The organism is Streptomyces sp. NEAU-W12 (genome assembly GCF_026242095.1).
Lineage (GTDB): Bacteria > Actinomycetota > Actinomycetes > Streptomycetales > Streptomycetaceae > Streptomyces.
Genome location: NZ_JAPJDM010000002.1, coordinates 169922 through 178822 on the forward strand (window position 1 = coordinate 169922; position 8901 = coordinate 178822).

Here is an 8901-nt window from a genome sequence, read left to right on the forward strand (position 1 = left end):
CATGGACCTCGAGACGTTCCGCAAGCTCGCCACCGACCGCCGGGTCATCCCGGTCACCCGCAAACTGCTCGCCGACGGCGACACCCCGGTCGCGCTCTACCGCAAGCTCGCCGCGGACCGCCCCGGCACCTTCCTCCTGGAATCCGCCGAGAACGGGCGCTCCTGGTCCCGCTACTCCTTCGTCGGCGTCCGCAGCGCCGCCACCCTCACCGAGCAGGACGGACAGGCGCACTGGCAGGGCACCCCGCCCGTCGGCGTACCGGCCGGCGGCGACCCGCTCGCCGCGCTGCGCGCCACCCTCGAAGCCCTGCACACCCCGCGCGACCTCGCCCACGACCTCGGCCTGCCGCCCTTCACCGGCGGCATGGTCGGCTACCTCGGCTACGACATCGTGCGCAGGCTCGAGAGCATCGGCCCCGGCGAGCGGGACGACCTGCGGCTGCCCGAGCTGACCATGCTGCTCACCAGCGACCTCGCCGTGATGGACCACTGGGAGGGCTCCGTCTGGCTGATCGCCAACGCGATCAACCACAACGACCTGGAGACCGGCGTCGACGAGGCCCACGCCGACGCCGTGGCCCGGCTGGACGCCATGGAGGCCGACCTCTCCCGCGCGGTGGCCCAGCCCCCGGCCGCCCTCCCGCCCTCCGAACTCCCCGAGCACACCGCCCTGTGGGGCGGCCCCGACTTCCGGGCCGCCGTCGAGGACGTCAAGGAACGCATCCGCGCCGGAGAGGCCTTCCAGGTCGTCCCCTCCCAGCGGTTCGAGACCCCCTGCACGGCGAGCGCCCTGGACGTCTACCGGGTGCTGCGGGCCACCAACCCCTCGCCCTACATGTACCTGCTCCGCTTCGACGCGTTCGACGTCGTCGGATCGTCCCCCGAAGCACTCGTGAAGGTCGACGACGGGCGGGCGATGGTCCACCCCATCGCCGGCACCCGGCCGCGCGGCGCCACCCCGCAGGAGGACCAGGCCCTCGCCGAGGAACTGCTCGCCGACCCCAAGGAGCGCGCCGAGCACCTCATGCTCGTCGACCTGGGCCGCAACGACCTCGGGCGGGTCTGCGAGCCCGGCTCCGTCGAGGTCGTCGACTTCATGTCCGTCGAGCGGTACTCGCACGTCATGCACATCGTCTCGACGGTCACCGGCCGGGTCGCGCCCGGCCGCTCCGCCTTCGACGTGCTCACCGCCTGCTTCCCGGCCGGCACCCTCTCCGGCGCGCCCAAGCCCCGTGCCATGCAGATCATCGACGAACTCGAGCCGTCCCGGCGCGGGCTGTACGGCGGCTGCGTCGGCTACCTGGACTTCGCCGGCGACTCCGACACCGCCATCGCGATCCGCACCGCGCTGCTGCGCGACGGCACCGCGTACGTCCAGGCGGGCGCCGGGGTCGTCGCCGACTCCGACCCCGCCGCCGAGGACGCCGAGTGCCGCAACAAGGCGGCCGCCGTGCTGCGCGCCGTCCACACGGCGAACCGGCTGGGCACGGTGTGACCCGCGCGCCCGGGGAGGCGCCGGACCGCGCGGGGAGCCACGTGCCGCGCGCCCGGGGCCGTGTGGGATGCGACCGGGACGAGCCCCGGGTGACCGTCCGCGCGCGGTTCACGCGATAGTGGAGTACGTGACTGCTGTTCCTCACCCCCGTCCCGAAGCCGCCGACCCCGCCCGGACCGGCCGCCTCAGCCTCGCCGTCGCCCTGCTCTGCGGTGCCCTGGGCGCGGCCGTGGCCCTGCTCGCCACCCGGCAGCAGTGGTCCGAGGGCACCGCGACCGTGGCCGGCGGCTCCTTCCCCCTGACCGCGAGCGGCAGTGAGGTCACCGGCGTCCCCGCCGCCCTCGCCGTGGTGGGCCTGGCCGCGCTCGTCGCCGTCTTCGCCGTCCGCCGGGCCGGCCGGTTCGCCGTCGCCGCGCTGCTCGCCCTGTCCGGAGCGGGCACCGCCGTGGCGGCCCTGCTCGGCGCCTTTGACAGGTCCGCGCTCGACGACAAGGCCGCCGAGGTCTCCGGCGACACGTCGGCCACCGTGGAGGCCCTCAGCCACACGGCCTGGCCCTACGTCGCGGCCGTGGGCGGCCTGCTGCTCCTGGTGGCCGGTGCGCTCGCCCTGCGCCACGGCGGGCTGTGGCCCGCGATGTCCGGCCGTTACGAGCGCGCCGCCGCCCCGCGGCCACGCCGTACGGCCGCCGCCGCCGGCGATCCCGACCGGCCGGAGGAACTGTGGAAGGCCCTCGACCGCGGTGAGGACCCGACCGGGGCCTGAACCACCCGGCCGCCGCCTCCGCTCCGTCGAACGGCAGGCGACGGGCGTCCACCGCGCCGAGGAGCACCCCCGGTCACGGCCCGCGCGCGCGTGCGGGACAATTGATCCGAGCGTCCTGCTCAGACACGTACACAGCCCTGAGGAGCAAGCAATGGCGGGCAGCAGCCACGGTCACACCCCGGCCGCCTGGACCGGTGTCATCATCTCGTTCATCGGTTTCTGCGCCGCGAGCATGTTCATGGTGATGAACATGCCGGTGGGCTTCTGGGCCGGCATGGTCGTCGTGCTGCTCGGCGGTGTCGTCGGCGGCGTCATGAGCAAGATGGGCATGGGCCAGCAGCAGCACGTCCACCCCGTCAACCCGCCCTCCGCCGACCGCGAGCCGGTCCGCGCCGACAGCTGAGGACCGGGAGCACTCCCGGACGGGGGCGGCCGGCACACGGGTGCCGCAACCGCCCCTGACGCGTGCGCGCGGGGCACAATGCCCGGGTGAACGCCGTCAGCCCCAGCGTGTCCCGCGGCACCGCCGCCCGTCTGGCCCTCCCCGCCGGAGCGCTCGCCGCCGTCGCCGGAGCCTTCGCCTACGTCGGGGCGGTGGACCCCAACGAGCCCGGGCACTACCCCGCCTGCCCGCTGCTGCGCCTCACCGGCCTGTACTGCCCCGGCTGCGGCGGGCTGCGCAGCGCGCACGCCGTGGTCCACGGCGACCTCCCGGCCGCCCTGCAGGCCAACGCGCCGGCCGTCCTCGGCTATGCGGCCTTCGCCGTCCTGTGGACCGTATGGGTGGTCCGTGCGGCGCGCGGAAAACCCCTGCGCATCGATCCCAAGCCGGTGCTCCTGTGGTCCCTGGGGGCGTTCGTGCTGGTCTTCACGGTTGTCCGGAACCTACCGTTCGGTGGCTGGCTACATCCTTGATCAACTGGCGAACGTCCAGGTAGAGGGACCGGCGTCAACCGGATGTGAGGCGTACCCCCTGCTGCGGATACCATCGCAGTGACCACCGGTTTCGTCCGGCGACCCGCCCGCGAGGACGGGGGACCGCCGTGAGGACGGAAACGAACGCACTGAAGACGGACCGTCTGGAAGGGGGCCTCTCCCGTGAGTGTGCTCGACGAGATCATCGACGGAGTCCGTGCCGACCTCGCGGAGCGGCAGGCACGGGTCAGCCTCGACGAGCTCAAGGAGCGCGCGGCGAAGGCTCCCGCGGCCAGGGACGGCGTGGCCGCCCTGCGCGGCGAAGGCGTCAAGGTGATCTGCGAGGTCAAGCGCTCCAGCCCGTCCAAGGGCGCGCTCGCCGCGATCGCCGACCCGGCCGGACTCGCCGCCGACTACGAGGCGGGCGGCGCGGCCGTCATCTCCGTCCTCACCGAACAGCGCCGCTTCGGCGGCTCGCTCGCCGACCTGGAGGCGGTCCGCGCGCGGGTGGACATCCCCGTCCTGCGCAAGGACTTCATCGTCACCTCCTACCAGCTCTGGGAGGCACGGGCGCACGGCGCCGACCTCGCCCTGCTCATCGTCGCCGCCCTCGAACAGCCCGCCCTGGAATCGCTGATCGAGCGCGCCGAGTCCATCGGACTCACCCCGCTCGTCGAGGTGCACGACGAGGACGAGGTCGAGCGCGCGGTCGACGCCGGCGCCAGGATCATCGGGGTCAACGCGCGCAACCTCAAGACCCTCGAGGTCGACCGCGGCACCTTCGAGCGGATCGCCCCCGAGATCCCCGACCACCTCGTCAAGGTCGCCGAGTCCGGCGTCCGCGGCCCGCACGACCTCATCGCCTACGCCAACGCCGGCGCCGACGCCGTCCTGGTCGGCGAGTCCCTGGTCACCGGCCGCGACCCGAAGACCGCGGTCGCCGACCTGGTGGCGGCCGGCGAACACCCGGCACTGCGCCACGGGCGCGGCTGACCTCCCGCTAGGCTTGGCACCGATGACCCTCCCGATCACCCTGACGACCAGGGACCCGTACGCGCGCCTCGCCCGCGGCTGCCGCCCGCGCGGCTGCCGGGCCCCCGCACGCCGCGTGCACGGCCGCCGGGTGCGCTACGTCATCGGTGACGAGCCCGGCCAGGTCAACGGCATGCGATGGCAGCACCCCGCCCGCAGGGGCGCGGGGCTGTGCCCGAACACGCGGCTGTGCCGCGCGGACGCGACCGGTCACCTCCGGTCCGCAGCGGCCTGACCACCCCCGCCCCCACGGCGACCAGTGCCCAAACGCCACTCACCGTGAGGACCACGCATGCCCAGCGACTTCTTCATTCCCGACCCCGAGGGCCGAACCCCCAGTGCCGAGGGCTACTTCGGCGCGTTCGGCGGCAAGTTCATCCCGGAGGCGCTCGTCGCCGCCGTGGACGAGGTCGCCGTCGAGTACGACAAGGCCAAGGCCGACCCCGAGTTCGCCCGCGAACTCGACGACCTGATGGTCCACTACACCGGCCGCCCGAGCGCCCTCACCGAGGTGCCCCGGTTCGCCGACCACGCCGGCGGCGCCCGGGTCTTCCTCAAGCGCGAGGACCTCAACCACACCGGCTCCCACAAGATCAACAACGTGCTCGGCCAGGCCCTGCTCACCCGGCGCATGGGCAAGACCCGCGTCATCGCCGAGACCGGCGCCGGCCAGCACGGTGTCGCCACCGCCACCGCCTGCGCCCTGTTCGGCCTCGACTGCACCATCTACATGGGCGAGATCGACACCGAGCGCCAGGCCCTCAACGTGGCCCGGATGCGCATGCTCGGCGCCGAGGTCATCGCCGTGAAGTCCGGCAGCCGCACCCTCAAGGACGCCATCAACGAGGCGTTCCGCGACTGGGTCGCCAACGTCGACCGCACGCACTACCTCTTCGGCACCGTCGCCGGACCCCACCCCTTCCCCGCCATGGTCCGCGACTTCCACCGCGTCATCGGCGTCGAGGCCCGCCGCCAGCTGCTGGAACGCACCGGACGGCTGCCCGACGCCGCGATCGCCTGCGTCGGCGGCGGCTCCAACGCCATCGGCCTCTTCCACGCCTTCATCCCGGACGCCCCGGTCCGGCTCATCGGCTGCGAACCCGCCGGACACGGCATCGAGAGCGGCGAGCACGCGGCCACCCTCACCGCGGGCGAGCCCGGCATCCTGCACGGCTCGCGGTCCTACGTCCTCCAGGACGACGAGGGCCAGATCACCGAGCCGTACTCCATCTCGGCCGGGCTCGACTACCCGGGCATCGGACCCGAGCACTCCCACCTCAAGGACTCCGGCCGCGCCGAATACCGCGCGGTCACCGACGACGCCGCCATGCAGGCCCTGAGACTGCTGTCGCGCACCGAGGGCATCATCCCGGCCATCGAGAGCGCCCACGCGCTGGCCGGCGCCCTGGAGGTCGGCAGGGAACTGGGCAAGGACGGGCTGATCGTCGTCAACCTGTCCGGCCGCGGTGACAAGGACATGGACACCGCCGCCCGCTACTTCGGCCTGTACGACACCGACAGGACCGTCGCCGCCGACGCGGACGCCGGCACCGCCGAGATCGAGGGGGACGCCAAGTGAGCGGGAACGTGAAACTGCTGAGCGAGACCCTCGCCGCGGCGAAGTCCGAGGGCCGCGCCGCGCTGATCGCCTACCTGCCGGCCGGGTTCCCGACCGTCGACGGCGGCATCGACGCCGTCAAGGCCGTCATCGACGGCGGCGCCGACGTCGTGGAGGTGGGCCTGCCGCACAGCGACCCCGTCCTCGACGGGCCCGTCATCCAGACCGCCGACGACATCGCGCTGCGCGGCGGCGTGCGGATCGCCGATGTGCTGCGCACGGTCCGGGAGGCCCACCGGGCCACCGGGAAGCCGATCCTCGTCATGACGTACTGGAACCCCATCGACCGCTACGGCGTCGAGCGGTTCACCGCCGAACTCGCCGAGGCGGGTGGCGCCGGCTGCATCCTGCCCGACCTGCCCGTCCAGGAATCGGCACTGTGGCGGGAGCACGCCGACAAGCACGGGCTCGCCACCGTCTTCGTCGTCGCGCCCAGCAGCAGAAACGAGCGGCTCGCCGAGATCACCGCGGCGGGCAGCGGCTTCGTCTACGCCGCCTCCCTCATGGGCGTCACCGGTACCCGTGAGTCGGTCGGCGTCCAGGCCGAGGAACTCGTGGCACGCGCCCGGGCGAGCCGCGCCGACCTGCCGGTGTGCGTCGGGATCGGCGTCTCCGACGCCACCCAGGCCGCCGAGGTCGCCCGCTTCGCCGACGGCGTGATCGTCGGATCGGCCTTCGTCAAGCGGCTGCTGGACGCCCCCGACCCGGCCGCGGGCCTCCAGGCCGTGCGGACGCTCGCGGGAGAGCTGGCCAAGGGCGTGCGCGGCCGGACGTGACGGCGACACCGGCGCCCGGGCGTCGGCAGGTGTTCGGCAGGTAGTCAGGAAGGAGTCATACGGGTCCCTCGTACGGGTGGACCTGGGGCCGGGGAGGCGCGTTGCGCCTCCCCGGTTCGTTCTGCGGGGTGTGAGCGAGAAGAACCGTGAGGGAAAGCGCACCGCTCGTGAGCGGCTGGCGGTCGAGCGTGAGAAGCAGAAGACGGCGGACAGGCGGCGCCGCACCCTGATCGTGGGTGCGAGTGTGGTCTGTGTCCTGGCACTCGCGGCGGTGATCGGCGTCGTCGCCGCCAACGCGGGCAAGGACGAAGGCGGTGAGGAGGCAGGCCCGGTGGTGGCGCCCTCGGGGGCGCTCGGCAAGGACGGCCTGGCCATCCCGGTCGGCGAGGAGAGCGCCAAGTCCACCCTCACCGTGTGGGAGGACTTCCGCTGCCCCGCCTGCAAGTCCTTCGAGCTGGCGTACCGGCCGACGCTCCACGAGCTGACCGAGTCCGGCCAGTTGAAGATCGAGTACCACCTGGTCACGCTCATCGACGGGAACATGGGCGGCACCGGCTCCCGCAACTCCGCCAACGCGGCGGCCTGCGCCCAGGACGCCGGCAAGTTCGCCGAGTACCACGACGTGCTGTTCGACAACCAGCCCCCGGAGCCGGACGACGCCTTCGCCGACAACGCCAAGCTCATCGAGCTGGCCGGCAAGGTCGAAGGGCTCGACACCCCCGCCTTCCGCAGCTGTGTGGAGGACGGCACGCACGACAGCTGGGTGGCGAAGTCCAACGAGGCCTTCCAGAAGGGCGGCTTCTCCGGCACACCGACCGTCCTGCTCGGCGACAAGAACATCTACCAGGACCGGTCGATGACCCCGGCGAAGCTCAAGGAGATGGTGGAGGAGGCCAATCGGCAGTAGGGCTGCGCGCCTTCCCGTTATGGACCCGTAGCCGGACCGCCCGCCGTGCGGTCGGTCCGGCACGGTAGCGTCGACCCTGCCATGGAACTTGCCTACATTCCCAGCCCGTCGAGCGGGGTGCTGTACCTCGGCCCCGTTCCGCTCCGCGGCTACGCCTTCAGCATCCTCGCCGGCCTCTTCGTCGCCCTCTGGATCGTCGACCGCCGGTGGGTGGCGCGCGGCGGCCGGAAGGGCACCGCCTGGGACATCGCGTTCTGGGCCGTCCCGTTCGGCCTGGTCGGTGGCCGCCTCTACCACGTGATCACCGACTACCAGCTCTACTTCGGTGAGGGCCGGAACCCGGTCGACGCCTTCAAGATCTGGGAGGGCGGCCTCGGTATCTGGGGCGCCGTCGCGCTGGGCGCGGTGGGAGCCTGGATCGGCTGCCGGCGCCGGGGCATCGCCCTTCCGCCGTACGCCGACGCCCTGGCCCCCGGCCTGGTGCTGGCACAGGGCATCGGACGCTGGGGCAACTGGTTCAACCAGGAGCTGTACGGGCGGGAGACGGACCTTCCCTGGGCCCTGCACATCACGTCCACGGACGGCGGCCGGGTACCGGGGTACTACCACCCGACGTTCCTGTACGAGTCGCTGTGGTGCGTGGGTGTCGCCCTGCTGGTCATCTGGGCGGACCGCCGCTTCAAGCTCGGACACGGGCGGGTGTTCGCGCTGTACGTCGCCGCGTACTGCGCGGGCCGGTTCTGGATCGAGTACATGCGCGTCGACGAGGCCCACCAAGTCCTGGGCCTGCGGTTGAACAACTGGACCGCGTTGATCGTGTTCGTGCTCGCGGTCGTGTACTTCGTGGTGTCGGCGAAGCTGCGCCCGGGACGCGAGACCGTGGTGGAACCGGGGGCGGCAGACGGTTTCGCCGGGGGCGACGAGGCGCATCCCGTCGGCAAGGGCGCCAAGGCGGGCTCTTTGGAGGCGGAGCAGGAAAAGGAAGAAGCCGGGCCGAAGAAGCCGGACACCGGGTCGAAGGCCGACACGGGCCCGAAGGAGGACGACGGCGACGGCGCGCCGGCCGAGGGCGGCGCCGGGCCGGGTGACGCGAAGACCGAGGACGCCAAGACCGAGGACGCCAAGACCGAGGACGCGAAGACCGAGGACGCCGGGGCGCAGACGGCCCGCACGGATTCCGGGGACGGGGAGCCGGCGGACACCGCCTCCGGGTCTGCGGAGTCCGGGGACGCGCGGCCCAGGGACGGGGCCGGGTCGGCGAAGAAGAGCTGACGGTCCGCCCGGCCGGCCGCTCTGCCGCCCACCGGCGGCCCCTTGCACAGGTACGACGCCGTGGGGGGGCCCGGCGGGGCGGGGGCCCCCCCGCGGGGGGGGGGGGGGGGGCGGCGGGGGCGG

At 73.1% G+C, this 8901-nt stretch carries 10 protein-coding genes; all 10 read left to right on the forward strand.

The window, feature by feature from the left end:
* Position 1: 1 nt before the first annotated feature.
* The 10 genes from ORI94_RS03000 (at position 2) to lgt (ending at position 8778) form a co-directional block, all read left to right on the forward strand.
* Positions 2 to 1495, forward strand: coding sequence for an anthranilate synthase component I (locus ORI94_RS03000; protein WP_266072113.1), 1494 nt, complete (start codon positions 2 to 4; stop codon positions 1493 to 1495).
* Positions 1496 to 1613: 118 nt separating this feature from the next.
* On the forward strand, positions 1614 to 2258 hold the full coding sequence (locus ORI94_RS03005) for a TIGR02234 family membrane protein (RefSeq protein ID WP_266072114.1): 645 nt from the start codon (positions 1614 to 1616) through the stop codon (positions 2256 to 2258).
* Positions 2259 to 2409: 151 nt separating this feature from the next.
* Positions 2410 to 2661: an HGxxPAAW family protein gene (locus ORI94_RS03010; RefSeq protein ID WP_266072115.1), complete on the forward strand. Its 252-nt coding sequence runs from the start codon at positions 2410 to 2412 to the stop codon at positions 2659 to 2661.
* An 86-nt stretch (positions 2662 to 2747) separates the two neighbouring features.
* On the forward strand, positions 2748 to 3173 hold the full coding sequence (locus ORI94_RS03015) for a DUF2752 domain-containing protein (RefSeq protein WP_266072116.1): 426 nt from the start codon (positions 2748 to 2750) through the stop codon (positions 3171 to 3173).
* Positions 3174 to 3356: 183 nt separating this feature from the next.
* On the forward strand, positions 3357 to 4166 hold the full coding sequence (gene trpC / locus ORI94_RS03020) for an indole-3-glycerol phosphate synthase TrpC (RefSeq protein WP_266072117.1): 810 nt from the start codon (positions 3357 to 3359) through the stop codon (positions 4164 to 4166).
* A 22-nt stretch (positions 4167 to 4188) separates the two neighbouring features.
* Positions 4189 to 4440, forward strand: a complete 252-nt coding sequence (trpM, locus tag ORI94_RS03025; protein WP_266072118.1) for a tryptophan biosynthesis modulator TrpM — start codon at positions 4189 to 4191, stop codon at positions 4438 to 4440.
* Between the two features lie 57 nt (positions 4441 to 4497).
* On the forward strand, positions 4498 to 5784 hold the full coding sequence (gene trpB, locus ORI94_RS03030) for a tryptophan synthase subunit beta (RefSeq protein WP_266072119.1): 1287 nt from the start codon (positions 4498 to 4500) through the stop codon (positions 5782 to 5784).
* Entirely contained in the window at positions 5781 to 6599 is an 819-nt protein-coding gene (gene trpA / locus ORI94_RS03035; protein ID WP_266072120.1) for a tryptophan synthase subunit alpha, read from the forward strand. Before trpB ends, trpA begins: the two co-directional genes overlap by 4 nt.
* A 130-nt stretch (positions 6600 to 6729) precedes the next feature.
* Positions 6730 to 7506, forward strand: a complete 777-nt coding sequence (locus ORI94_RS03040) for a DsbA family protein (RefSeq protein WP_266072121.1) — start codon at positions 6730 to 6732, stop codon at positions 7504 to 7506.
* Positions 7507 to 7587: 81 nt separating this feature from the next.
* Complete coding sequence (lgt, locus tag ORI94_RS03045; protein WP_266072123.1) at positions 7588 to 8778, forward strand: prolipoprotein diacylglyceryl transferase; 1191 nt, start codon at positions 7588 to 7590, stop codon at positions 8776 to 8778.
* The last annotated feature ends 123 nt before the right edge of the window (positions 8779 to 8901 follow it).

What these genes read in the sequence shown, in the direction of transcription:
- ORI94_RS03000 (WP_266072113.1), top strand. Translation starts at nt 2, where the DNA reads ATGGACCTCGAGACGTTCCGCAAGCTCGCCACCGACCGCCGGGTCATC.
- ORI94_RS03010 (WP_266072115.1), top strand. Translation starts at nt 2,410, where the DNA reads ATGGCGGGCAGCAGCCACGGTCACACCCCGGCCGCCTGGACCGGTGTC.
- trpM (WP_266072118.1), top strand. Translation starts at nt 4,189, where the DNA reads ATGACCCTCCCGATCACCCTGACGACCAGGGACCCGTACGCGCGCCTC.
- trpB (WP_266072119.1), top strand. Translation starts at nt 4,498, where the DNA reads ATGCCCAGCGACTTCTTCATTCCCGACCCCGAGGGCCGAACCCCCAGT.
- lgt (WP_266072123.1), top strand. Translation starts at nt 7,588, where the DNA reads ATGGAACTTGCCTACATTCCCAGCCCGTCGAGCGGGGTGCTGTACCTC.